Here is a 26,894-nt window from a genome sequence, read left to right on the forward strand (position 1 = left end):
TGAAACACTCCTTATTAATAATAATCCAATAATTCTGCAACTAAATTTGCAGAAAGGCGTATTGTTTTCTGCTCGCTGTCGAGTGGCGGCGAAAGTTCAGCTACATCAAAACTTACAACTTTGCCAGTTTGTAAGATGTATTTCAACAGGGGGAGTGCCTGCCATGGGGTTAAACCCATGGGTTGAGGTGCACTAACCCCTGGGGCAAAACATTCAGCAAATACATCAAGGCAGACTGTTAAATAAATCGCATCATGATTTAATAAAAAAGAATCAAGAAACGCTGTTTGCCAGGCGGTATTTTCCGTCTGAATTTGTTCTGCAGTAAGAAAAGAAACATTTAACGTATCTGCAGCCTCAAAAAGGCTCTTCGTATTGGCCAGTGCCTGGATACCCAAACAACAATAATTAAAAGGCAATTGATTCTGCTCGCAAAACTGGGCAATCTGGCGAAAGGGAGTACCGGATGTTCCATAATTTTCTTTTACTAAGGGTCGTAAATCAAAATGGGCATCAAAATTGATTATTCCAAGCTTGGGGTAGGAGGAAACCAGTCCTAAGAAGTGTCCCCAGGCAATTTCATGGCCGCCACCCAAAACAATCGTTTTGTATTGTTTCTTTTGTAGATAAGAAACTAACTTTGCAAGCTGCGCTTGAGCTTCTTCTAATTGATGATCATTGCAAACAATATTACCCACATCAAACAACTGCTTGCTGGTATGACAGGGTAGTTTGGCAAATTGCTCCCGTAGTTTTAAAGGACCAAATTGCGCCCCTATACGTCCTTCATTACGTTTTATGCCTTCATCACTGCAAAATCCAAGAATCGCGATATCATTTTGTCCATCACTTAACTGTTGCAACGACAAATCGATCAGATTAACTCGTTGAAAAAAGCGTTCGCCTGGCAGACTATCCTTACGTCCCTGCCAAAGTGAAAAATCTGGCGGATTATAATGTAAAAGATCAAGTGGCATTAGATCCCGACTCTAAGATGATATTCTTGTCAATTAAACATTCTATAAAAAAAAAGTTTAAAAAAACAGAAAATTCATCAATAAGCCTTTGTACAGACATTTTTACAGGGCGATTGTGAGGCGAAGCAATTCAATAGAATCTATTGAATTGCTTCGCCTCAACTCTCTACACAGTTATGAATTGCACCAATGTTGTTATTGTAATTCCATGACACTTTGGGTTGATGGGGAGGGTTCCCCTTTTTTCTCCTTGGTGGCCTGGTTAAACAACCTGAAACTTTCACCGACCGGTCCTGGTTTTTCAAATTGCGATTCTTCCTGTAGCGATTTTAAATTTGTGGCTGTATCAAGCTTATTGTTAGTTACAGTCTCTGTAGTCATTGGTTGGGCCGGATGCGAGTCGCTTAATGATTTTTCTTCAGGTATTGTTGGTAAGTTTAGCTGTTTTGGAGCTAATTTTTGTGTAATTTTTAGGCTTTTTGGTGTGTGATCATTTGTTGTGCCTGTATTCACTGCTTGAGCTTGGTGTGAGTCATGTAATGAATTATCTTCAGGCACTCTCCCCTCTAACTCGGGTCTTTTTTGAAATATACTTTGAAGCACGCGACGGCCACTGTTACTTTGCATCAACACCGCTGATAAATTTGTTTTTTCTTGTGTTTTTCTACAGATAACAGGCCTGAGCAATTCTGTATTTGAAATTTGTTTAACAAGTGCTTCATTTTGCCGAATTAATGTTGCTAAAATTTTTAGCCCTTCCTCACCACTACATGCTAACCAATATAAGCAACAAGCACCAGTTTCTTTCTCTATATCAATAACCTTCATCCAGGCAGTGGCTGGAATTTCTTTGATATAGTTTGGGTTTGCCAGCAATAATTCGGTCAATGCGGGAATGCCATACTTTGCATGACAGAGATATTGTAGAATTGTAGTGGAATGATTGAATATTGGAGGCCCCATTTTTATGATTAAGTCTTTGGTAGGAAAAAATTTTACAAAGGAACGGTCTTGTCGTAATTTTTCGCACAATAGCAATCGCCCTTCATAGGACAGTAGCAGAGCGTACTTAGGCCCTAATGAGAACTGCGAATTTGGAAGGGCTACATTAATATCTGAAAACACCATTAAGATGCGACTCATACAATTATCAAGGATCCCTGGGTACTTTGAGAATATCTGAGATAGTTTTTGTAAACCATTTCTGCTACGGCTAAAACCATCTAAAATACACTGTGGAATTGCTTCTATTCTTGCGTAGGTCTTAATAGTTAATAAGTGTGACGAAAGATTTTTTTCCATCTCCGGGGTTAGAAACTTATCTAGCAAGTCACTTAGTCCATAGTGATAAACCAGCCAATACAAAGGTGACGTATTTACAAGCATTGGAGGAGACTTGTCGCTTAATAGTTGTGTTAATTGAGCGTAGGAAACTTCTGTTGGTAACTTGGGATTACTTTCCATAAGTTGGTTTAAAATTTTATGTCCTAAAAGATCAGAGGTTAGATAATAAAATGGAGTGGTATAAGCATATTTTTCAGCTTCTTCTGGGCGTAGGCGTAATAAGTCTGAAGAACGAAGTCCCTTCCTAAGGGCTTTATTTAAATCCAGTAATGTAACAAGCAACTGCCGACCATCAGGACAAGTGGTTAACCAGTAAAAAGGCGTTGAATTGACACCTGATTTAATGGCACTTGCACTGGTTATTGGACGAACAAAATCCTCTAGTTTTAAATCAGTGGCGAGTTTTTTATTTAAGTCAAATAGGTTCTTTAATACGAGTCGGCCTTCAGCGCTAAAACTCAGCCAATAGAGCGGGGAGTCGTCTTCGTCCTTAACGTTTAATCCTAAATCATGGGCCGAAATATAATTTGCAATGTCAGGTTTTAATTTCAAAAGCTCATTTAACCAGGTGCATCCTTCAGCCATTTTAGATAAAGAGTACAATGCACAAGCCCCGCTTTTATTTAGGGTCAGTGCATACGCTAATTTTTCTGCCGGGATTTTAGCAATGACATCAGGTTTAAGTTCTAATATTCTTTTAAAGACCGATAAATACTCCCTGTCCATCGTCAGCCAATAGAAAGCCATATCGAGCTCTGGCGAAGTGATAGAAAACAAGGCCTCCATTAACTCTTCAGCTGATAGCTGTGTTATCAGCTCTGGACTTACATCCATCCATTCACCTAATAGCCTGGGTGAATAAAAGCATAACCAGAAAAAAGGCGAGGTATTTTTAAAATCACCCTTGTCGACGGGTTTCATCAAGACAGGCGACAGCTCTGTAATTAATTTCGGATTGTTTTTTAATATCAATCGCAATAAGTGAATGTCATCGGAATTATAATTGTCCGAGAGAAGTTGAGCTGTAATTAAATGCATTAGCGCAAAATTATCTTTCGCCATATAACTGGCAGTCATATCTAAAAAAGATAGATTCAGCAGGGTGGGATTTTTTTTGAACAAAATCGATAAAATTTCATGACCTTCGGGCCTTTGGGTCAAGTCTAGAAAAATGGTGCTTTCTTCTTCACCGTATGAATAGTTTTGTGTCAAAAATTTCGGTAATAGGTACCTGGCTATTGCGGGGATATATTTGATCAAATTATGCAGCCTCTCCCGTTTAAACAACTCCAGAAAAAGAGGGCGGCCATTAAAATCACCCATTAAACCATCCGCTATCATCTTGATGTATTTTTGATTTTCTATGACAGACAGTAATAGTTTTTCATGCTGTTCCAGCTCTAGTGATTTTTTATGTTGCGCTGGCAAGGACGCTAATAACTTTTTATGTAGTTCTAACGTAGATAGCGAGAATAACTCAGGGTGTTTTAAAACGGATTCCAACAGTTTTTTATGTGACTCTATTAATGTTCTGTATTTTTCTGGAATATGGGCTATTTTTTTATGTTGTTCTAGTGACACTAACCATTTTTTAAATTGTTCGAGTGCAGAGGTGAACACTTCTTCGGGTTGTTCTAACACAGAAGCTAATAACCTTACGTTATCTTCTTTGGCAATAAAATCGATAAAAGGACAGGAATCACCTTTAGGTTGAAAAAAATAGTCATTAATGAGCGGGCTATTAAGTAATTTTGCGAGTAATTTTCTTGAAAAATTAGCTGGGAACTTAAATTCAACCCCTGGAGCCCCATGCTTTCCTTTGGCTGGTAGTGATTGGAGATTGGTTTTTTTATTTTTTAGGGCTTCATGATTTGTGGAAGAGGACTTCATGCTTTGTTTCACAGGTTTAACATTTTCTTGAAGCTTCTCCATCTCAATTCTTTTAGCAATTTCCTCATTGCCGTGTTGGCGTTGTTTATCCGCTTCTTTACGCCAATCGATTTGAGAATCTTCTGTAAGTTCAACGTGTAATGGCGTGTTCTGATTAACCGTGGCGTTTTGTAATACATTGCTAAGCTGCAATATTCGTTTAGTATCCTGTACGATAATCAAATTCTTTTTGGTTCTGGTAAATGCCGTAAATATTTTGTTCCATAAAGGCCCGATACTTGAATTTCTTTGACCTTGCTTAGCGCGGTGTGTTGGTGCAACCAGAGTGCCTTCCTTCACTTTATCCTTAAGCTGCGTATTAGCTTGTTTAAACTCCTCTTTGTCAAATAAGCGAAATGCAACAACAGTTGTGTACTCAAGTCCTTTAATTTGTTCAGGCGTAAACACAAGAGGAGTTTGGAAGAGTTTGATTGCTTCGTCTTTAAATTCCTCATAAGTAACCACGACAAGTTCTTTCTGACGTAAATTTAGTAGTTCTTCGGTTGCGGAATAATCAAGCCACTGTACAAATCCCGTTTCAGTTTGCGAAGCACAGGCAGATGAAATTGTTGTAAATTCTTTTTTATCGGCGATACCACCAGTCAAGCTATTTTTGATTTCAATCACTTTATTGGCCAATGTAACAATGGCAGGAGGACAGCGATAAGTAGCACTTAATGGCAAATGTTGTGCTTTATAATGACGTTCACTCAACATTTGCAGCAGATAATCGCGTTTAGCTTGCTCATCTTCCAGGCTTTGATGCGTATCCATACACGCGGCCAATTGGCTCTCTTTGGCTAAATCGCGTAAATTTTTCAGCTGACAATGTGACAAATCCTGGGCTTCATCGACAACAATACGTGAATAAATAGGGTTTATTGGCAATTGATAAAGTGCAGGATCAAGATGTTTTGTTTCTTTAAGGTGGTGTAAATAGGCATTTGCTATCTCTAACATCCACTGCTTTTCATTGGCATCATAAATCAATGATTGACGCTCACCGAGCTTTAAGTAGTTTTCAGGTGTATAAGCTGTAAGAATTCGTAATTCACGGTAAATGAGAGATGTTTGTTTTAAGAAAGTCTCATATCCTGAAATCGTTTTTTTACGCTGTTTTTGTTTAACATTGTATTGCTTAAACCACGTTTGAAAATACGACTCCCCAACCGCTTCTTGCTCTATATTTAATTTATTTAAAAGCTCTATATACGTACAAAATTGCACTGAATTAGGTGGTAAATTTTGAGCGACAGGTAATTCATGCCAGGCTGTTTCGAGTAGCTTTTTTAAAGGCTCTGATTGAGTAACATACAAAATAGGTGCATCATTATGGGCTTGTTGATTAACTGCCTGTTCTAAAAGTGAAAGGGCAACACAGGATTTTCCTGAACCAGGTGGACCACTAATCACGGCCGGAAGTGTCGCCCCTCTCGCGATTTGTTGCTCATCATTGAACTCAATATACATTTGGTTGTAGTAATTAATGGGGGTAAATTGCAATGAAGGCGCTGAATCCGCAGCTTCTTGGTTAAGCAATGGAACGTCATTGATATCAATGAAATTATTGTTATCGATTTGCCGGTGAATGTCGTCGGCATTTTTCACCAAATAATTTTTAAGTACAGAGGGATTAAAAAAAGCACATTTTCTGTAATCGTGGTTTAATACCACGTCCAACAAAAGTAGGTAGGATTTGCCTTCTTTCTCAAATGTGGTAAATATTAAGCGATCACTTTTATTAACACGCACACTGTAAACACGGTGGCCATCAAGTTGTTTTAAATCCAAATCAGCGGCTTTGTAATTCCCCTGAATCAGCTTATTGATTGTTGCCTGATAAGGCGCAAATAAGTCGGCATCCCCTAAGATACCTTGCCAATAATAAACCTTAATTTTGCCCATCGTCCTCAATGCCTATAATTTTTTATTTGGACAATAATAACCCAATAAGCTCAAAAAAAGGATGGGTACATTTACCCAAGTGAATTATGAGCAATATTTAAGCTGGCTCAACCCTTTTGGTTTCTATAAAAAATATAAATCAACTAGTTAAATTCAATTTTAGGCGTCCTCGTAATAACTGTGGTGGATATTTAGTCTGTTAACACTAGGAATAAACGCAAAGCTATGGAATAATTATTAACCACTTTTGGTAATATTTGTCTATCTGTATGAAAGTAAAAACAATTTTATTAATGATCTCTATCTTATTTCCTGTGGCCTTATTTGCTGATACTGCGGCTTGTCCTTTATCCAATGGCATTAATGTACTCACCACAAAGCGGATTTTAAATATTTGTAGGCACGGCACTGTCATTAAGACCTTTAAAGTAGCGCTCGGATACAAAGGTGTTGGGAAAAAAAAAGCCGGTGATAATAAAACACCCATCGGTTTATACAGGCTAGCCCATCCAAGGAAATCTACTCAATTTAAAGTCTTTATTCCAATTCTCTATCCGACTTCAAAGCAATTAGCTGCAGGATACTCTGGTAGAGATGTAGGGATTCATGGGCCAACGCAGTCATCTAGCTTGTTGGGTTGGTTAAACAACTTACCAAGTTCAACGCGTGGATGCATTGCTGTCGGCAAAAATAACTATATTGAATATGTGGCTAATTGGGTAAAGGCCAATCCTGGGGCTAAAGTTTTAATTACTTAATGTAGACGAAAATTTAATCCCGCTTATTCCTTTATTTATTCAAATTATGCCAATTCAATAGAATGTCTGTTATTATCGGGCGCGAAAATTATCGGAATCCTTGATAACCCTGAAGCAGATTATAAATTATAGCATTGAAATATATTTGTTAGCACAAGGCAAATTTTTTATAGGGTCGTGTAAACAACGTAAAGCAATCAAGAACAGGTTCTTGTTTAAAAGTCGTCTAGATTGTCACTGCCATGATTCAATTTTAAAATTTCGTCCTGTGCAGAGATATGTTATCAACTCAGGATTAAAGGTTGAGTTGCTATTAGGAGTATTATTGTGTTTGTAATCACTGGAGGTGGCAGTGGAATTGGACGTGCATTGGCAAAAAATCTGGCCATGCAAGGTAAAAAAATATTAATTGTGGGAAGACGTGAAAAAGTGCTTGCAAAGACTGCTTCCTTTTCACCACTCATTTCTTACCTTGCGGCAGATGTGGCTACTAAAGAGGGAAGGGAGCAAATTGCAACAGCGCTACAGTCAACTGCTTCAATTGAAGGATTAGTGCATAATGCAGGGACAATTGAGCCAATTGCTCCTATTGCTGAGATTGATGAACTTTCATGGCAACAAACATTAGCTACCAATCTAAATGCCCCCTTGTTTCTAACGCAGTTACTGTTACCTAAACTGAAAGGACGTGTTTTAAATATAGGCTCCGGTGCTGCCTATTTTCCTGTCACAGGGTGGGCTGCCTATTGTGTTTCAAAAGCAGGTTTATCCATGTTAACCCGTTGCTGGCAACTGGAAAGCCACGGGACTGCTTTTGCTTCTGTGATGCCAGGAATTATTGATACAGATATGCAAGCTTTAATCCGTCAGGCGCAATGCATGGATATAGAAAAACAAAACTTTTTTCATATCCTTAAGGCTGAGCAACGTTTATTAACCACGGAAACTGTTGCGCTTTTTCTAAGTTGGTTGCTTCTTAAGGTAAGCCGGGATGAATTTGTTGCCAGGGAATGGGACATTTATGATAAAAGCCATCATCAATGTTGGCTTATTCCCCCGCACCAGGTTCCGGAGTGGGAGGAGTAATGACACGTTGTGAACGCTTATTGCTAAATGTCACGACAATTAATCCGGCCGGTGAGGAATGTCAACAGCAAGCCATTGCTATTGCAAATGAACATATTCTCTGGTGTGGCAGCATGGCTGAACTGCCAAGTGATTATAAACACCATGCAATAGCAATTCATGAATGCGATGGCCAATTGGTGACGCCCGGTCTTATCGACTGCCATACTCACTTGGTGTATGCCGGAAATCGTGCTGATGAATTTAAACAGCGTCTTTTAGGGAAAACCTATGCCGAAATAGCAAAAGCGGGCGGTGGTATTTTATCGACGGTTCAATCCACAAGGGCTGCAACTGAAGAAGAGTTAATAGAACAATCATTGCCTCGAATTTTAGCCATGCGTGCCGAGGGCGTTACCACCGTTGAAATTAAATCAGGTTACGGTCTTGATCTAAAAAATGAAATAAAAATGCTTAAAGTGGCCAGACAATTAGGCACAATGAGTGGTATTCGAGTGAAAACAACGTTTTTAGGAGCCCATGCAGTACCTCCCGAATTTCACAACAATGCACAAGGCTATGTGGATTTTTTATGTGCTGAGATGTTACCGGCAATAGCAGAAGCAGGTTTGGCCGATGCAGTGGATGTTTTTTGTGAGTCAATTGGTTTTAGTTTGACGCAAACAGAACAACTCTTTATAAAAGCGAATGCACTAGGATTACCCATTAAATGCCATGCAGAACAACTATCAAACCTTGGTGCTTCCAAATTGGCTGCGCAATTTGACGCTTTATCGTGTGATCATCTGGAGTATTTGGATAATTCAGGCATTGCGGCAATGGCCAATAGCGGTACTGTAGCTGTCTTATTGCCTGGCGCCTATTATTTCCTGCGCGAAAAAAAGAAACCGCCGGTGGAAAGTTTACGCAGCATGAAAGTTGGTATGGCTATAGCTACCGATTCAAACCCTGGTTCATCCCCAACTACTTCATTGACACTCATGCTAAATATGGCTTGTCAGTTATTTCATTTAACGGTTGCTGAGGCCTTGGCAGGTGTAACGTTTTATGCAGCAAAAGCGCTTGGCTTGGAGGAAGAAATAGGTACAATTGCGATAGGATTAAAAGCCGATTTAGTGCGCTGGTCAACAAACGACAGTGCAGCACTTTGTTATCATTTTGGTTATCCACTGGAACATAGCACAATGATCGCTGGAAACTGGTTAAGTATCTAAGGGAGGGCAAATCATGAAAAAATTGCTGGGTGGGTTGATGTTAGTTGTTGCTTTGGCAACGAACCTTACTTGGGCCGAGTCGCCCACAACGGTAAAGATTAAAAAAGAAAATGCCACGTTTGATTTGGACATTAAATATCCCCAGGGTTTTGCCAATAAAAATATTGATAAAACAGTAAAAAACTTTATTGATGAAACGCAACGTGCTGATTTCAATCCCGATACAGATGAAGCAAGTGATGCCCCGGGAAAGAATAGTTTATATATTGATTATAAACTTGAGTTCCAGAATCAAAATGCGGTTAGTTTATTATTTACCATCTCTGTTAACAATCGTGGTGCAGCTCATCCTAATAACTCCATCAAGACCTTCAATTTTATTGATGGAAAAGAGGTCACTTTAGCGGATTTGTTTAAGTCGGATACCAATTATTTGCCTGAAATTGCTAAATTTAGTCGCATGACTCTTCTTGAGAAAAAAATCTCCGATGAAGAATGGGTCGCTAAAGGGACAGAGCCTACCGAAGAAAATTATCGTAACTGGCATTTTGTCAAAGACGGGGTGGCAATTGTATTTGATACCTATCAAGTAGCAGCCTATGTCTATGGGCCGCAAACTGTAATAATTTCCAAATCAAAGCTTGCAAATTGGTTGCGCCCAGAAGTAGCCAAAGCATTATGGGGTAATCAATGAGTAAACCTGCTCCGTTTATAGCAGCGGATAAAAAAATTGCAGAATTAACATTTCGTGTGGTTATTCTTGCCGTTATTCTCACTGTGTTATTGGCGCTATCAAATGCTTATCTGGCTCTAAAATTAGGTATTTTAACTTCAGCATCCATACCTGCTGCCATTATTTCAATGGGGATTCTGCGTTTTTTTAAAAATGCCACAATTCTTGAGAACAACGCTGTGCAAACTGCTGCCTCTGCTGGGGAGGCAGTTGCAGGAGGGATTGTTTATACGATTCCAGCTTTAATTATTATCCAATACTGGGATGGGTTTGATTATCTCACCAATTTTTTAATTGCGGTAACGGGGGGAATTTTAGGGGTATTGTTTTCTATCCCTTTGCGTAGAGTCTTGGTTAATGAGCCTATTTTAAAGTTTCCCGAGGGACGGGCTATTGCAGAAGTTTTAAAATCTTCTGCCGAAAAAGCGGGCGTCCGCGATATTTTTTTAGGGGGTGCGGTTGGAGGTTTTATTGAGCTTTTACAAACTGGATTTAAAGTAATTGCTAACAATTGGAACTACTGGTTTGTTGCGAGACGTTCCCTGTTTGGTTTTGGTGCCGGATTTTCAGCAACCATGATAGGTGCTGGTTATTTAGTAGGGCATGAAATGGCGATTAGTATATTTTTGGGCGCCATTATTTCCTGGCTAATAGCCATGCCTATTGTAAGCCAATTTTATCCTCAGTTTTTAGAACAATACCCTGCTGATCAAGCAGCTGGGTTTTTATGGAATAGCGAAATGAGGTATTTGGGAATTGGGGCAATGCTTTTTGCAGGTACCTGGACATTTTTAAAATTAATAAAGCCATTGTTAAAAAGTATGCAGGTCTCCTATAGGGCTTTTATGGCTAAAAGCCATTCAGACGCCCAGTTACTACGCACCGACAAAGATATACCCATGCCCTTTATTATCATTGGTGTCCTTTTTATCGCAGCGGTATTGTTTCTATTTTTTCAAATGGTTTTTCCTCTAGAAGAAGCTGGTTTTGATGGTGATTTCGGCCCAAGTATGGTGTTTGGCGCTGTGCTTTATATTTTAGTCATTGGTCTTTTATTTTCAGTCATCACTGGGTATTTTTCAGGAATGGTTGGGGTCACTGCAAGCCCTGGTAGTTCCGTGGTTATTGCCGGCATGTTATTTGCCGCCTGGATATTATTAACAGTAATGAATCATTTTTTTTCTTTGCCACTCACCAATAACCAAATTAGAGCAGCCGAAGCAATTACTATTATTATTGGTTCGGTGGTGACTGGGATTGCTGCGATTGCCAATGATAATACGCAGGATCTAAAAGTTGGCCAGTTGGTGGGCGCTACCCCCTGGAAACAACAGGTCATGCTATTACTAGGAGTTGTGATTTCTTCACTGGTAATACCTCCTGTAATGCAGCTTTTGTTTGATGTCTATGGCATAGCAGGAGTGATGCCCCATGATGGTATGGATCCAAGCCAGACTTTGCCAGCACCTACCGCTGCATTAATGGCGGCCATCACAGAAGCGGTTTTTCGTAACACACTTCCCTGGACAATGATGTTTGTTGGTGCAGCCATCATTTTATCGATAATTATTCTAAATCGAGTACTTGGATTAGCGCGCTACATCAGATTGTCTATTTTAGGCGTAGCTATTGGCATGTATTTGCCTTTGGCATCTTCATTTCCCTTATTTTTAGGTGGTATGATAGCAATGATTGTGCAATGGCGTTTAAGCAAACAAGCTTTGGCGGAAGAGGAAATGCGCCAGCGCAAACAAAAGGGTGTTTTGATTGCCTGTGGTCTTGTGGCGGGTTCAGCTTTGGTTGATGTTCTATTAGCCATTCCTTTTTCCATTTTTCATACCCCAGATGCGTTGACTCTCGTTGGTCCAGGGTGGAATAATTATGGTACCCTGCTAGGGGTATTTTCAACGTTATTGCTTGCAGGTTGGATTGGTCATCGTGTTTGTGGTAAGGTCTAAGGGGTGATTAGCAAGTGATCGTCTATGAAGTTAATTTGGAAATTAAGGTTGCTATTTTTGATGCCTACATTAGTTGGTTAAAACCTCATATTAAAGATTTGCTGGCACTGGATGGATTTATCAAAGCTGATTTATTATTTGATGTTGATAGCAAAGATGATAAAGAAACTAGAAAAATTACCGTTGCTTATTATCTCAAAGATTATGACACCTATAGTCACTATGTGACTAATCATGCAAACCAAATGCGTGAAGATGCTCTCAAACGTTTTAACGGGCAATTTAACGCTTCCAGGCGAGTACTAAAGCTGGAAGACACGTACTTTCTGTGATAGAGCCTTTTCCTATTACGAATGGCTGAATTATTCGGTCTGTTTGTTAACCGAAAAAATAACCTGTTTCCTGAAGGTTTATAACCAAACTGTAATCCGTTACATTCATTTGATAATAAAAAGGATTGATATTTATAACTTGTATACTAAGGAGAGGATCAATGTTAGAGACAATTAACTCAAGAAATAAAAAAATTTTTTCACTTATTACTATCAGTTTTCTTTTGCAAACCCAAATTAGTTTTGGTGCCACGCAGCTTGGGCAGGGAATTTATTATGATGAACAGCAAATTGCAAAACTTGCTCAAAAATATCCGGGTCGTGTTTCGAAGGATGCTGGTTATCCATTGATTAATAACTATTCCACTTTGAAATCAATATTTCGTGGCAGTCAATTTGGCCTTAACAATAAACCTACCACTACCGGCGTATGGTGGACACCTTTACTGGCGGTGGATAAGCCGGCTTCACAAATACAAGACAGTGACTATCTTTCTCCCCTATTACTTATTCCTAATCCTCTGACTGTGCGATTAACGGAGCGGGGCGTTTCTTTAGGAATCCCCTTGCAAACAGCCAAGGTTGATAATGTGCATGTTGACAGGGGATACGATAATACACTCGATGTTACTCTCACAACGGGAGATTTGAGTGGAACTGCACCTCTGGTCGCCGATTACTCGGATTGGATGGTTAAAGCAGAATGGGCTCGAAATAACACACCGTTATTTGCTGCCAGTGTCATAGAAGGCTCCCCTTTCGTTTTTCTTGAAAGAAAAAATAATCAAACGGCTTCCTATCTTCAATTCAATAACTCACAGGAAGTCAAATTATTAAGTCAGGGTGCCGGGTTAAGTGTATTTAAAACAAAAAATGCTTCCGATTCAGGTTATCGTTATTATGCTTACTTTACCAATCCTGACTCGCCAACCAATCCTTGGAAAACAGGTTCTGGCAGTGTCATCGTTCCGGTCAATCAAGGGGGGAGTGGGGCAATTGTACCTGGAACGTCAATCAATACTGCAGAAACCAATCGCTATTTTTCCTTGGCGGTTATCCCTGCGTCCTCCGACTCAACCGCCATTGACATCGCCAATCAATTTAAACCTTATGCTTATACGTTTATTACCAATACGTCGATTAGTTATGAGTATGATAAGAATAAAGCAGAGGTGATTACTCATTTTAATTTTGATGCTGAAACGGTTTATCAACATTCGTCGTTGAAAAAGCAGCCACTGGTTATGCTGTATCCCTGGCATATTAAAAACATGAGTAGCGATTCAAAAGCAAGTTGTCTTTTTCAGGATGATTGTGCTAGCAATAGAGGGACTATACAAACACTTAAAGGAACAATGCATGCCTTTATTGTGCCTCTCAATTCAACATCGTCTGGAAAATCGTCTTTTACCACTGAAGTAGCATTTCGTGGCCTCCTCCCGGCACTGCCCAATCGCCTTAACCAGGCTGAGCTTGATAAAATTGCAGGTTATTCGTTTAGTTTGCCTCCCGATCCACATTTGGATGCAAAAAATCCCTGGACGGATACTTATGCCACAGGAAAATTATTAAGCAGGGAATCGCAACTTATAAAAATTGCTAACATCCTGATGGGCTCCTCAAGTAATCCTGATGCGAAGTATAAAAAGGTGCGTGATGATTTATTAGCGAATCTAAAAAAACAGATGACCAGCTTTTTGACAGGTTTAAATTATACCGACCCTTGTCCAGACGGCACCTCTGATTGTCCACGTGCTGAGGGAAGTTGGTTTTACACGTATAACAGTGAATGGCATACGATGATGGGCTTTCCAAGTGGTTTTTTTACCGCCACGATGCTCACTGATCACCCATTTCATTGGGGTTATCTCGTTGATGGGGCTGCAACCATTGCGCAATTTGATAAAACCTGGGCACGCCAGTATGGTGCGATGGTTAATTTACTTATTCGCGATATTTGCAATTACAAGTATCCGCAGGGAAGTGCGGAGCCTACAATATTCCCTCACTTTAGAAGTTTTGATCCCTATTCTGGCTTATCTTCTGTTTTGGGAATGCCGTATAGTCCTGACAATGTCAATGAAGAGGACAGTGCTGAATTTATGAATCTAGCGCAAGCTATTGCTTTATGGGGATTAAATACACAGGGAATTACGTTTGAAGGGGATGATACCTTACCACAAACCTTGGTAGAAACCGGTTTATACTTATACACCACCGAAGAGCAAGGATTAAATCATTATCATTTTAATCAAAATCCGGCGTCAGGTGTTTTCCCTACGGGCTGGGCCAATAGTTCCACTGGACAAAATTATTTATTAGTCGGCAATGTCTGGGGTGGTAAACTGGATAGGTCCACCTATTTCTGTGCAAGACAGCCTTGCTATTATCAAAATCTTGCATCAAATACCTTACCAGTTAGCGCAGGTTCTTTCTATCTAGGCTTTGAACCGGATTTTGTGAACAGAGCATACATTGAGGATGCTAAAAATCCATGTTCAGGGGATTCATCAAATTCTGCTTATTGCGGAACATTATTAAAATACTTAGCCCTTGGTGATGCCACAAAAGCGTCCCAATATTATACACGTTACTTTGATGAACAAGCCAACACGCCTGATCCTGGAGAATCCAAACCTAGTATTTACTATTGGATTCACAATCTCAAAGCATTGGGGCATTTAAATAAAACAATCAATGCTGATACACCTGCTTATGCTGCTTTTGGTGCAGGGGAGAGTCTTTATGTCGCGGCTTACAATAATGAAGCTTCACCAAAAGCTGTCAATTTCTACCGAGAAGGAAGTCTTGTTTGTCGTTTGGAAAATATACAGCCTGGGGAAGTGAAAGGAAGTATTTGTGGCGAGGATGAGCCCCCACCGCCAGCAACCCAGTTTTCTTATATGGTTTATGTCGGTTATCCTTTTAAACCCGTATCGATTAATAATAGTGTCACTTGTCCTGATCCAGTCACCAAGAATCCAGCTTGTTTGGTTAAAAATATTGCAGGTCCCTCGGTAATGACTATAACTGGAAGTAATAGTAACCTGTGTACCTTGGCAATCAGTAAGGAAGGTGGTGTCGCCGTGAATGGTGAAAAATCAAAGGGTTGCTACATTAACTCAACGCCAGCAACGCCGGATAAAGCCGGTAGTATTAATTTGCCGGGAGGTTTTTAAAGAGAAACGCTTGATTATATGGGCTTGTTCTTTCTGTTAAAAAACAAACTGATAAAGCCAGTTTCCACTGGCTTTATCAAGATTAATAATCAACTATGGGTAAAATCAGGAGTGGAACTGCATGAAAATTCAGTCTCACGTCGATTACATTGGCGAAATAAACCAAATGTGCCTAGAGGGCTATTTACCGCAGCAGCGTCATTTGCCATCACTGGATTATTAACTGTGCTACATACGGCCGTGTATTTACCCATGGGTTCCAAAGGAAACTTCCCTAATATGTTATCGAGATTTCGAACATTGGCACTTGCGACGAATTCACTACTGTCGTGCCCATGAACGTAACTCACAAAATAACCTTTATGCTGAGCGTCCCGGTTAATTTTTGTATAGCTTCTATTCCACATTAGAAAAAGTAGTGGATTTTCCTTTTTGCTAATTTTGCCATTGGGTTCCGCAGCTTTGGTCAAGTCTTGTCCATTGTATAATTCGTGGATTCTGTTTCTGCAAGCATATTGTTGGTGATAGTGTTGATTAATGCGATCAATTGATTCAGCCAATGCTTGTGGCGTGCTGTCGTTATAATCAATTCCCCAGGACACTGCTAAATTTTCTACCACTTCGATATCAATAGGGGCATGGCTATACAGAGTAATTCCATTGTTTTCCTTATCCAGAGTATAAGAAAGAACACAGGACATCGAAGGGTATACACTCTTATAGAGTTCTACCATCTCTTTCCAATCTACTCTCTTCTCATCAATAGCCCATTTAAGAGTTAGCATTGACTTTTGAGCAGAAAAGCCTAAAAAGCGCTCAGGGAGAAAATCGTTTTTTCCAGCGAATGGTGGAGTTGGAGCCTCTTCCTCTTCTTCGTCCATCGAGTGTTGAGAAGAGGGTAGGGCATCCTCCTCCTTAAGTTTTTTTAACTCTCTCTCCAAACTTTCTATGAATTCTATACTGTGGTTAGACAATAAAATTTGAACAGGAACTTTTTCTTCATGTAATTTTTTGAGTACTAGCAATGTCAAGAAATCGTTACTGCCTCTATCAGCAAGCTCATCACCGATTAACCTGATTAATAGGGTGTTACGGATGGTGTCATCGATGAATTCCATGCTATCTAATAATTCAGCAAAGCGCTGGAAATCTTCTTTGTTATGCGTATCCTTGTTATAGATCTCAGAAAGTGCCAGGTAATTTTCTTCTGGGATGCGTGCAATACCGTGAAACACCAACATAAACAGAAGTTTCATGGTATTGGCATGAAGATCACCTAGGGTAATTTCACTGCCTTGTTTTAGCTGATAACGTTCGTTGGTTTTAGGACATTCATAAATATTGACACCCTCAATTTCAACAGTATCTTTAAAGACTGAGTCGGTGTGTGGATTGGGTGGTACAATTGACTTTTGCCGTTTCTGTTTTCTTTTTTGCCAATATTCTTCGAAAGTTATCAGATTCTTTTTTTGCTGGGATTGTTCAATGGTTTTTCCGGGGAATTGTTTAAAGTAGGGATGAGTTGATTCCTCTTCGAGGCTGGGACTAATTCTATCCTTTTCTTCAAAACATTCCTGTTCGAGAAATTTTAACAAACTAGCCGCTTCTTCCTTTGGATTTGGTTGGTAAGTTGAACTGGCAACGATATTTTTTGGTATATTTTCTTCTGTATACCACTCCCCATTGATGCACATACAACGGAAACACAGAATTTTATGCGTGCCTTGGATAAAATCTTTCCGTGACACAGTAATCATTCTACTGTCTGAACTTTCGCGAATAAGCCAGCTTCCTACTTTTTTGTTTTCTAATGCGGAATCGCCATTTTTATTAAAAACAAGTTTTATTTCTGGATGATGTGTTCTAGATAATGGGACATGAGTGGTTGGACTAGGATTTTTCTCTGGTTCTTCATTCAACCCAGCAATAGCAGTTAATATTTTATGACTAAGGTTTTGGCTTGCTTCATGGGCTTTAGGTAATAATAAATCCGTACGATTAAATCTAGCATGGATGAAATCAAGCAGTTTTTGAGAATCTCCATCATGCGTTTTTATATCTTGAGGATTAACTTCGTGCGGTAAATGCCACCCGCCATTTGCAAAACAAATACGAGTATGCAATAAACCTTGCTTTTTATCATAATAAGAAACTGTTAAAAAGTTGGGATCACTGCTTTCTCTTACTAAATAAGCATCACTAGTGTCCTTAAGATCTTTATAAGAACAATTTCCTTTAAATACTATGGGTTTTTTCATTTTTAAGCTCCAATTCAATCAAAAAAGCTACTGAGAACAATTAGCTTTAAGCGTTAAATAAGAGACAAAAAAAGATGGGGGAACTTTTAAGCTTGGTGATAACACTTCGCTGAATTAAAGTTAACGAACAGTACAATAATTCGATTATTGACTTCATCTTCTTTGCCTCAGCGACAAACCCGTTTAGTCATTAAAACTAAGTGTTTTTCACCAGTCCTCCAATTATCCTTGTGGAGAAGATAGGTCGCATCTAAACCATTAATGATTTAGATGTGCAAAATTTTAACAAAAAAACCTTAAGAAAATATGAAGGTGGTTTGGATGATTTACTAAACCTTTGGATAGAATTAACAAGCTGCAAAACGCCATTTGCTAAACTTAATCCTATAGCAAGGAATACGGAGGAAAGGTAAAATGAGTACAAAGGAAGAATCCAAGGATTCTGGTAAGCAAAAGGATATTACCCAGTCTTACAATAAGTTTAAAGAATTTGAAGGAAAACGTTATACAGGAATGAAGGTTGGACGTAGCCATTCCTGGATTTATGATGCAGGACCGTGGAAAGAAACCAAACTAACACCGGATAAATGGGAAATTCATTATTCAGTCACTAAACGAAGAAAAGGTAGGGCACCTAAAGGTTCTGGGGTTCCTGTAGGAACCAAGTACCATTGGTATATCCTCGCCCATCAGATTGTCGAGAAATTAAATGCCAACGATTATTCAACAGAAATGAGTGGTATAAAATATAAAGTCGCCCATCAGCGAGCCAACAAAGACGACTGGAATATTTCTGAATTAACTCAAAAAAAGCGTTTGGTGAAAGTTTTAAAAGAACTAACCACTACACTGGAAGAAGAGATTGAAGAGGCAACTGAGAAGAGAAAAACAAAACCCAGGAAAGAAAATGTGGCTGCTACTAAAAGAAAATCTGCTTCAGCGCCTAGAAAAGGAAAAGTCGCCAAGGAAGAAACGGTTGCAAAAAAGAAAAAAGCTGCACCTGTTAAACATCTTCACAAAAAAATGCCTGCTAAAAATGAGCCTTATCATGAAGAGAAAAAATCCAGCAAAAGCGGCCATCGCTAATGGCGGGCAGGCAACAAATCTATAAAATTTGCTGAGTAAAAAACCATGGATAGTCTTTAATGAGAGTATCCAAGCTTAATGATTAACTTATATGCATAACCTTGATTACACGCTATAAGGCTATATCTGGTTAGCACGTAATCAAGGTTTTCATTTACTTTTAAAGAGACTCAACTGTTTTCTTATGATGCAGCAACTTATCCTTGGTAAGCAAGGCCTGGGCAAGTTTTTCTTGTTCTTTGGCAATAATATCTGCAGGAGCATTGTTGGTAAATTTGGGGTTTCCCAGTTTACTTTCAGCCAGCGAAATATCTTTGTCTAATTTAGCAAGCTCTTTATGAAGACGTGCCAGCTCAGCATTTTTATCAATTAATCCCGCCATAGGAATTAATAACTCCAATTCCCCCACCACGGCTGAGGCAGAAACAGGGGTTTTTTCATCATCGTCCATACAATGAATGTGAGTGAGTTTGCTTAGAGACAGTAGGGTGGTTTGATATTTGTCCACACGTTCTTTGATAGCAGGTGTTACATTTTTTAGATACAAGGGAATAAGTTTTGCTGGGGAAATAGTCATTTCACTGCGAATAGTACGTATCGACTGGATGACTGTTTTTAGCCAATCGATTTCTTCCTCTACCATAGGGTTAATAAAATCTTCATTAACCTTTGGAAAAGGGCTTAACATGATGGTTTCCCCATTAATACTGGTTAACTTACTGGTTCGTTGCCAAATTTCTTCCGTAATAAAGGGCATAATGGGGTGTAATAATTTTAAAATCTGATCAAGCACATGAATTAAGGTACGACGCGTACCTCGTTTCATAGCACCTAAGGCTTGCTGATCATAGAGTACCGACTTTGATAATTCGAGATACCAATCGCAGTATTCATGCCAAACAAATTCATAGAGTGTATTGGCCAGTAAATCAAAACGATAGGTTTCAAAATAATGATGACATTGTGCTATGGTGTGTTGTAAACGGGATAAAATCCACTCATCAGCCGGGCTGTATTGAAAAGCGCCGTCACCGAAATCGATTTGTTCTTCATCCGTATTGAGCAAAACGTAGCGAGAAGCATTCCATAATTTATTACAGAAATTACGATACCCTTCAACACGTCCCATATCAAAGCGTACATTGCGCCCTGTGGATGCCAGGGAACAGAATGTAAACCGTAAAGCATCAGTACCAAAGGCAGTAATCCCCTCGGGAAATTCTTTACGTGTTGTTTTAGCAATTTTGTTGCGAACCGAGGTTAGCATGAGATTGGAGGTTCTTTTTTCAACCAAACTTTCAAGATCAATGCCATCGATCATATCGATTGGATCCAGTACATTACCCTTGGATTTCGACATTTTATGGCCTTCGCTATCGCGAATAAGGCCGGTAATAATGACCTCTTTGAAAGGTACTTTCCCGGTAAACTTAAGACCCATCATGATCATTCGGGCAACCCAGAAGAAGATGATGTCAAAGCCAGTTACTAACACTGACGTTGGGTAAAATTGTTCGAATTCAGGGGTACGCTCTGGCCAGCCCAAGGTAGAGAAGGGCCAAAGGGCAGAGGAAAACCAGGTGTCTAAAACATCTTCATCCTGTTTTAAGGGAATCGAATCATCGAGTTTATATTTAAAACGTACGTCGTTTTCACTATAGCCGACATAAACGTGGCCGTGACTGTCATACCATGCAGGAATGCGATGTCCCCACCACAATTGTCGGCTAATACACCAGTCTTCAATATTTTCCATCCATTGAAAATAGGTTTTAGTCCAATTTTCCGGAACAAAACGAATCTCTCCTTTTTTAACCGCTTCAACAGCAGGTTCGGCTAAAGGTTTGATTTTCACATACCATTGATCCGTTAAAAGGGGCTCAATGATTACCCCGGATTTTTCTCCGCGTGGAACTTTTAATTTATGGGGTTCGGTCTTCACCAATAACCCTTCTTTATCCAGATCCTGAACAATTTGTTCCCGCGCTACAAAACGATCCATCCCTTGGTAGTTAAGAGGTGCGTTCTTATTAATAGTACCTTTCTTGGTTAAAATATTTATTAACGGCAAATCATGGCGTTTTCCAATTTCATGATCATTAAAATCATGCGCTGGAGTAATTTTTACGCAGCCACTGCCAAAATCTTGCTCAACATAATCATCAGCGATAATGGGAATAATTCTTTCGCTAAGAGGAAGTTGAATTTGCTTACCAATAAGATGCTTATAACGTTCGTCATCAGGATGGACAGCCACCGCTGTATCCCCAAGCATGGTTTCAGGGCGTGTGGTTGCAATAACAAGTGATTCCTGTGAGTCAACGATAGGGTAACGAATATGCCATAAAAAGCCATCTTCTTCTTCAGAAAGTACTTCAAGATCCGAAACTGCTGTACCCAATTTAGGATCCCAGTTTACCAGACGTGTACCCCGATAAATTAATCCTTCATCATACAATTGCACGAACACTTTCTGCACTGCCGCAGATAAACCTTCGTCCATTGTAAAGCGTTCGCGGGACCAGTCAGCAGAAGAACCAATGCGGCGCATTTGTCGGGTAATTTGGCTACCGGATTCTTCTTTCCACTGCCAAACGCGATCTAGAAATTGCTCGCGCGACATGTCTTTGCGCGAAAGACCTTCTGCTTCTAGTTGCCGTTCAACCACTAATTGGGTGGATATACCCGCATGGTCAGTACCAGGCTGCCACAGTGTTTTATAGCCTTGCATTCGATGGTAACGTATTAATGCATCCATTAAGGTATGCTGAAAGCCATGCCCCATGTGTAAGCTGCCAGTTACATTAGGAGGAGGCAGCATGATGCAGTAGCTCTTACCATCACCACGCGGTGCAAAATAATGATGATTTTCCCATTTTTCATAACAAGCTTGTTCAATCGCATGAGGAGCGTAAGTCTTATCCATCGTTTAACCCGTACAAATCAAAGTTGCGAATATTAACATATACCACAAGCATAAATCATCGTTAATTAAGAAGAGACTCAAACCTATGTTCTCAGGGCTTGAGCCAGCACAATTACCAGAATCATAGAGATTTTGATGGGTCATTTATTAACTCTTCATTTAAACTGGCTTGTTTTTCTTTAGCCAAATCATGGCGATGATCAGCAGCAAGGTATGTATACATTGTAGGTACAACAAAAAGTGTAAATCCAGTGCCCACCAATAATCCCATGGCAATGACAAGCCCGATATCAAATCGACTCACAGCACCTGCACCTGTGGCAATCAACAAAGGGATAACTCCAAATACCATAGCCGCAGTAGTCATTAAAATAGGACGTAAGCGAATGCCGGCCGCTTCCTCAACGGCAGCCCTGCGATCAAGGCCTTTTTCGCGTTGTAATTGATTGGCAAAATCTACAATCAAAATTCCATGCTTACTGATTAAGCCAATTAACGTAATTAAACCTACCTGTGTATAAATATTAATGCTTGCCGCACCTAAGTTAAGTGGGATAAGGGCTCCACAAATGGACATAGGCACGCTGATAAGAATAATTAAAGGATCCCTGAAACTTTCATATTGCGCTGACAGTACCAGGAAAATAACAATAATCGCCATAAAAAAAGCAAGGATTAGCGCGCTTCCTTCCTGAATAAATTGCCTTGATTGACCTCCGTAATCATAGGTAAATCCCTTAGGTAAGACTTCTTTGGCCGCTTCAGCAAGGAAGGCCAACCCTTGGCCTAACGTTTGTCCAGGCATCATTACCCCTTGGATTGTGGCTGAATTAAGCTGCTGGAAATGCGTAACGGCGTTAGGTTGTACTATTTCCTTCCCTGTAACGACGGTTGATAAAGGTACCATCGTGTCATTGGCAGTACGGACATAAATCTCACCTAACTGCTGGGGATTAAGACGATATTTTCTATCCAGTTGAGGTATAACTTGATAACTTCGACCTTGTAGATTGAAATAATTAACATAATTGCCCGATAATGCGCTGGTTAAACTGCTACCAATGGCTTGCATGTCCAACCCTAAATCGGACGCTTTTGAACGGTTAATTTGAAATTCTACTTCCGGCTGATTGAATTTCAAACTGTTATCCAGATAAATAAAAAGACCGCTTTTTTGTGCTTTATCCATTAATTTATTAGAAACGTCAAATAACGTTTGGAAATCATTCGTCGTTTTAATAACAAATTGTATAGGTGTTCCACTACCACCTCCCGGCAAAGGTGGGGGAATCACGGCAAATGACTTTAATCCCGCCACTTCATCCAATTTTTGCTGCAGGGGCTCTTTTAGTTGAAATTGCGTTTTATCGCGCTTATCCCAGGCTTTTAAAACCATCCCGGAAATGGGTGCACTCATGTTAACGGTAAAATAATGCTCAGCCTCTGGAAAACTTTTATAGATTTCATCGAAAGGCTTGGTAAACGCTTCGATGTAATTAATGGTTGCATACTGCGGGGCGGTACCCACGACAAAGAAAAAACCTTGGTCTTCTTCAGGTGCTGTTTCATCGGGTGTATGGGTATAAAGATAAGGGAGCATTAATAAAACGGTTGCGGCGAATAGCAATATGATGGCTCTTGTATCCAATAAACTATGGAGCATGCGCTGATAGCGGACTTTCAATCGGTTAAACTTATCATCGAGAAAATGAACGAAGCGCCCACTGCTAATATCGGCAGAAAGAATTTTGGAACACATCATAGGTGTTAAGGTAAGAGCGATGATTCCAGAAATGATCACGGCACTCGCTAAAGTAAATGCAAATTCCTTAAATAAAGCACCTGTTAAGCCCCCCATAAAACCAATGGGTGCATAAACGGCAGCCAACGTAATGGTCATGGCAATAACCGGTGTTGCAATTTCACGTGCACCAATAAGGGATGCTTGTAGTGGTGTTCGCCCCTCTTCGATATGACGGTGCACATTTTCGACCACGACAATGGCATCGTCAACGACAAGTCCAATTGCCAATACAAAAGCAAGCAATGTCAGTAGGTTGACCGAATAGCCAAGAAACAACATGAACGTGCAGACACCGATAAGGGATAACGGTATGGTAACGACAGGTATAATAACGGAACGCACAGATCCTAAGAATAGAAAAATGACTACGATAACAATTAACGCTGCTTCAAGAATAGTGTGTACTACTTCTTCAATGGACGCGCGAATAAAATCCGTTGCATCGTAAACGATGGTTCCCTTCAATGATGGAGGAAATTCGTGCTGGATAGAAGGCATAATTTTACGCACATTCGTGATGACCGTAAGAGGGTTTGCCGTAGGGGTTGGCGTAATGGCAATGAAAACAGCTTTTTTGCCATCGAATCGAACAGACGTATTATAATCTTGGGAACCTAATTCGACCTGGGCAATATCTCGTAGTCGAATAATAGAATTATTATTCGAACGGACAATCAATTGGCCAAATTCCTCAGCATTATTAAGGTCAGTTTTTGCTGTCATATTAATGGCAACGTATTCACCTTTTGTACTGCCTGCTGCTGTTAAAAAATTATTGCGCGCAAGAACATTGGAAACATCGGCTGGAGAGACATTCAAGGCTGCCATTTTGACAGGATCAAGAAAAATCCTCATGGAATAAGTGGCTCCCCCAAGAATTTCCGCTTTTGCCACACCGTCGACAGTTTCAAGCTGTGGTTGGACGACGCGCGTTGCATAATCCGTGATTTGTTGTGGTGTCATATCAGTACTATCGAGGCTGATATACATTAACGGCGTTGAAGTATCAGAGCTTTTGACAATAACAGGTTGTTGGGATTCGGGTGGCAACTGATTTAAGGTTTGCTGCACTTTACTCATGACATCAGTAAAGGCAACCTGGGGGTCAAAGTTAAGCTTGATTGTTAAGGTGATAGTACTAACACCCTGCGTACTTGAAGAGGTCATGTAATCAATCCCTTCAGCACTGGCCACGGCTGCTTCAAGAGGGGTGGTTATAAAACCTGCGATTAGGTTGGCATCAGCTCCAGGATAGGCTGTTGTTATGGTAATCACCGTGTTATCCATCCGTGGATACTGACGTATTTGCATCGTCAAAATTGAATTTAAGCCAAATAAAAAAATCAAAAGGCTTATAACAGAAGCCAGAACAGGGCGTTTGATAAAAATATCTGTGAATTTCATGATTATCCTGATAAAACTTAATTCTCAATACCTGCGTAAGAATGTAGTTGCTTTAAGATAAACCAATGACACATTGCCATTGGTTTAAACAAGCCTTACGATGTTTATTGACCTAATTGATCTGGATCCGTGATATCTTGCAATTTCACGCTATTATTAATGACCACACGCGTTCCATTTTGCAGTTTCAACTCACCAGAACTCACCACTTGTTGCCCAGGTTTAATTCCTTTTTTAATAACTGTAAAATTACCTTCCTGCTCACCAGTGCTAACAAAGACGCGTCTTACACGCAGAATATCCTTGCCTTCACTATCCTTTTTACCAGTTTTATCTTTCTCTATAATAAAGACGGAATTGCCATACAGGCTGTAGGAAATTGCTGTGGAAGGTAAAACCACCGTATCAGGAATGGGTGGTTGTTCAACAGAAATTGAGGCGAACATTCCAGGAATAAACGCAAACTGGGTAGTATGATTTTTCGCATTTGTATTACTATCACATTGAACAACAACGGGTTGATTGTCTTTTTGATTTTTTTGAGCATTGCTATTTTTCAACTGCGGATTAACTGCTGAACAATTAGGGACCGTTGCTTGTACCAGAACGTTATGCGTATTCGTGTCCACTTTGGCATTGATAGCGGTTATTTTTCCTTCAAATATACGATTAGGAAATCCCTCAACGTTAAATTGAATCCGTTGCTCAAGGTGTAGGCGCTTTAACATTTGCTCGGGCAGGTAAAACTGGAGAAACAGTGGATCCATGGATTGTAAGGTAACAATGGATGTTTGCCCTGGGGTTACGTATTGACCCAGGTTAACCTGGCGAATCCCAAGTTGGCCTGAGAAAGGTGCGGTAATATGTTTTTGCTTTATTTCCGCTTCTGTTTTTTCGACATTGGCTTGTGCCTGCTGTAAGCTTGCAAGCGCCTCATCAACATTCGAGCTTGGCGTGGCTCCACGTTTAAATAAATCAGCTTGACGCCTGTAACTTAATTCTTTTAATGCCAGATCCGCTTTATTAAATTTTAGGGTTGCTTGATCCACGCTATCGTCAATGTCTATAAGCGGTTGATCTTTTTCGAGATATTGGCCGGACTCAAAATGGATTTTTATAACATTCCCTGACGCTTGTGAGTTTACATCAACGCCGTTTATGGCTACAAAGTTACCAACCGCAGCAATGGTGGGTTCCCACTTTTTTTTGATAGCTGTAACCGATGAGACACTGACGGCAGGAGGTTCATAGCTCGCAAAAAATCGCTTAATCATAAAGCTCTTAAAGAGGTTAAACGCAATAATTCCCCCGAATACAACCACAAGAGCAATTATCATGATAGTCATGCGTTTTTTCATTTTAAATCCTCAAACAGATGCGCGATCAATTAAGCGGCATTTACTATATCATAAATACTTTAATCATAAATTTTTTATTGGAGTGGATTGCGGGTGAATACCCGCACAAGTTGATAAATGTGATTGTATAGAGGTTAGTCGCAATCAAATTGCACAGCTTGTTCATTATGATTCACTATTTCTAAAACAGCCTGAGGGGCTAATTCAAATGAAAATCTATCATTGGCACTCATAAAGGGTATGACCAAAATAGTGCCCTCCTTAACGAGGATGTCATTAACAATGCTGTTATTTTTAACTGAAATAAAATTAAGAACATTATCTTGTTCTTGAGTGTTAGATTCTATTTTACAGACTAACTTTTTGGGTGATTCCAAATTCCCATGAAGAGAAATTTCGTCATTTGAAAGAAGGGTAAATGAGCAACTTTCAGAATAAGCGATTCCTGATAAGCAATAAATCATCAGGAAAGTTAATAAATTTATTTTTTTATTATTCATAAATTACTCCTCTACTTATACTTCTTTCTTCCACATGAGCTTTTTAATGAAGTTTCACCAGTTTGTACGGACTAATTTGTTACAAGTACCGTTGTTAACGTCATTAAATGCCAACAAAGGCTAACAAATAGAAGCCTTTTACG

The 26,894-nt window shown here is 39.7% G+C and carries 15 protein-coding genes; 8 read left to right on the forward strand and 7 right to left on the reverse strand.

All coding sequences use genetic code 11. The features are described from left to right. Positions 1-14 precede the first annotated feature (14 nt). Both hutG and Ljam_RS00770 read right to left on the reverse strand, forming a co-directional pair. Positions 15-977, reverse strand: a complete 963-nt coding sequence (gene hutG, locus Ljam_RS00765; protein WP_058448232.1) for a formimidoylglutamase — start codon at positions 975-977, stop codon at positions 15-17. A 195-nt stretch (positions 978-1,172) separates the two neighbouring features. After that, on the reverse strand, positions 1,173-6,155 hold the full coding sequence (locus tag Ljam_RS00770; RefSeq protein WP_058448233.1) for a DEAD/DEAH box helicase: 4,983 nt from the start codon (positions 6,153-6,155) through the stop codon (positions 1,173-1,175). 269 nt (positions 6,156-6,424) lie between these two features. Here Ljam_RS00770 and Ljam_RS00775 point away from each other — a divergent pair, with 269 nt between their 5' ends. From Ljam_RS00775 to Ljam_RS00805, 7 genes are all read left to right on the forward strand, one after another. Then, on the forward strand, positions 6,425-6,913 hold the full coding sequence (locus Ljam_RS00775; protein ID WP_058448234.1) for a L,D-transpeptidase family protein: 489 nt from the start codon (positions 6,425-6,427) through the stop codon (positions 6,911-6,913). A 327-nt stretch (positions 6,914-7,240) separates the two neighbouring features. Beyond that, positions 7,241-7,999, forward strand: a complete 759-nt coding sequence (locus Ljam_RS00780) for an SDR family NAD(P)-dependent oxidoreductase (protein ID WP_058448235.1) — start codon at positions 7,241-7,243, stop codon at positions 7,997-7,999. Further along, on the forward strand, positions 7,999-9,213 hold the full coding sequence (gene hutI / locus Ljam_RS00785) for an imidazolonepropionase (protein ID WP_058448236.1): 1,215 nt from the start codon (positions 7,999-8,001) through the stop codon (positions 9,211-9,213). Before Ljam_RS00780 ends, hutI begins: the two co-directional genes overlap by 1 nt. Positions 9,214-9,226: 13 nt before the next feature. Next, the gene (locus Ljam_RS00790; RefSeq protein ID WP_058448237.1) at positions 9,227-9,907 is read left to right on the forward strand and encodes a DUF3298 and DUF4163 domain-containing protein; all 681 of its coding nucleotides are present in this window, start codon (positions 9,227-9,229) and stop codon (positions 9,905-9,907) included. Further along, a complete protein-coding gene (locus Ljam_RS00795; RefSeq protein ID WP_058448238.1) occupies positions 9,904-11,904 on the forward strand; it encodes an OPT family oligopeptide transporter in 2,001 nt (666 codons plus the stop codon). The genes Ljam_RS00790 and Ljam_RS00795 overlap by 4 nt, the downstream gene beginning before the upstream one ends. Before the next feature lie 14 nt (positions 11,905-11,918). After that, positions 11,919-12,236 (forward strand): DUF4286 family protein, encoded by a 318-nt coding sequence (locus Ljam_RS00800; RefSeq protein WP_058448239.1) that lies wholly within the window; start codon positions 11,919-11,921, stop codon positions 12,234-12,236. Between the two features lie 161 nt (positions 12,237-12,397). Further along, positions 12,398-15,415 carry a glycosyl hydrolase gene (locus Ljam_RS00805; protein ID WP_058448240.1) on the forward strand — a complete coding sequence of 1,006 codons (3,018 nt, stop codon included), beginning with the start codon at positions 12,398-12,400 and terminating at the stop codon, positions 15,413-15,415. An 89-nt stretch (positions 15,416-15,504) separates the two neighbouring features. On the opposite strand, the gene Ljam_RS00810 is transcribed toward Ljam_RS00805, so the two are convergent. Beyond that, a complete protein-coding gene (locus Ljam_RS00810; RefSeq protein WP_058448241.1) occupies positions 15,505-17,673 on the reverse strand; it encodes an SH2 domain-containing protein in 2,169 nt (722 codons plus the stop codon). A gap of 414 nt (positions 17,674-18,087) precedes the next feature. On the opposite strand from Ljam_RS00810, the gene Ljam_RS15385 reads away from it, so the two are divergent. Next, a complete protein-coding gene (locus tag Ljam_RS15385; protein WP_058448242.1) occupies positions 18,088-18,759 on the forward strand; it encodes a hypothetical protein in 672 nt (223 codons plus the stop codon). Between the two features lie 160 nt (positions 18,760-18,919). Here Ljam_RS15385 and Ljam_RS00820 read toward each other — a convergent pair whose 3' ends face one another. The 4 genes from Ljam_RS00820 to Ljam_RS00835 form a co-directional block, all read right to left on the reverse strand. Then, positions 18,920-21,685: a valine--tRNA ligase gene (locus tag Ljam_RS00820; protein WP_058448243.1), complete on the reverse strand. Its 2,766-nt coding sequence runs from the start codon at positions 21,683-21,685 to the stop codon at positions 18,920-18,922. A 121-nt stretch (positions 21,686-21,806) separates the two neighbouring features. Further along, positions 21,807-24,893 (reverse strand): efflux RND transporter permease subunit, encoded by a 3,087-nt coding sequence (locus Ljam_RS00825; protein ID WP_058448244.1) that lies wholly within the window; start codon positions 24,891-24,893, stop codon positions 21,807-21,809. Between the two features lie 104 nt (positions 24,894-24,997). Then, positions 24,998-26,251, reverse strand: a complete 1,254-nt coding sequence (locus Ljam_RS00830) for an efflux RND transporter periplasmic adaptor subunit (protein WP_058448245.1) — start codon at positions 26,249-26,251, stop codon at positions 24,998-25,000. Positions 26,252-26,385: 134 nt separating this feature from the next. Beyond that, the gene (locus Ljam_RS00835) at positions 26,386-26,751 is read right to left on the reverse strand and encodes a hypothetical protein (protein WP_058448246.1); all 366 of its coding nucleotides are present in this window, start codon (positions 26,749-26,751) and stop codon (positions 26,386-26,388) included. Positions 26,752-26,894 lie beyond the last annotated feature (143 nt).

The organism is Legionella jamestowniensis, from assembly GCF_001467745.1.
GTDB lineage: Bacteria > Pseudomonadota > Gammaproteobacteria > Legionellales > Legionellaceae > Tatlockia > Tatlockia jamestowniensis.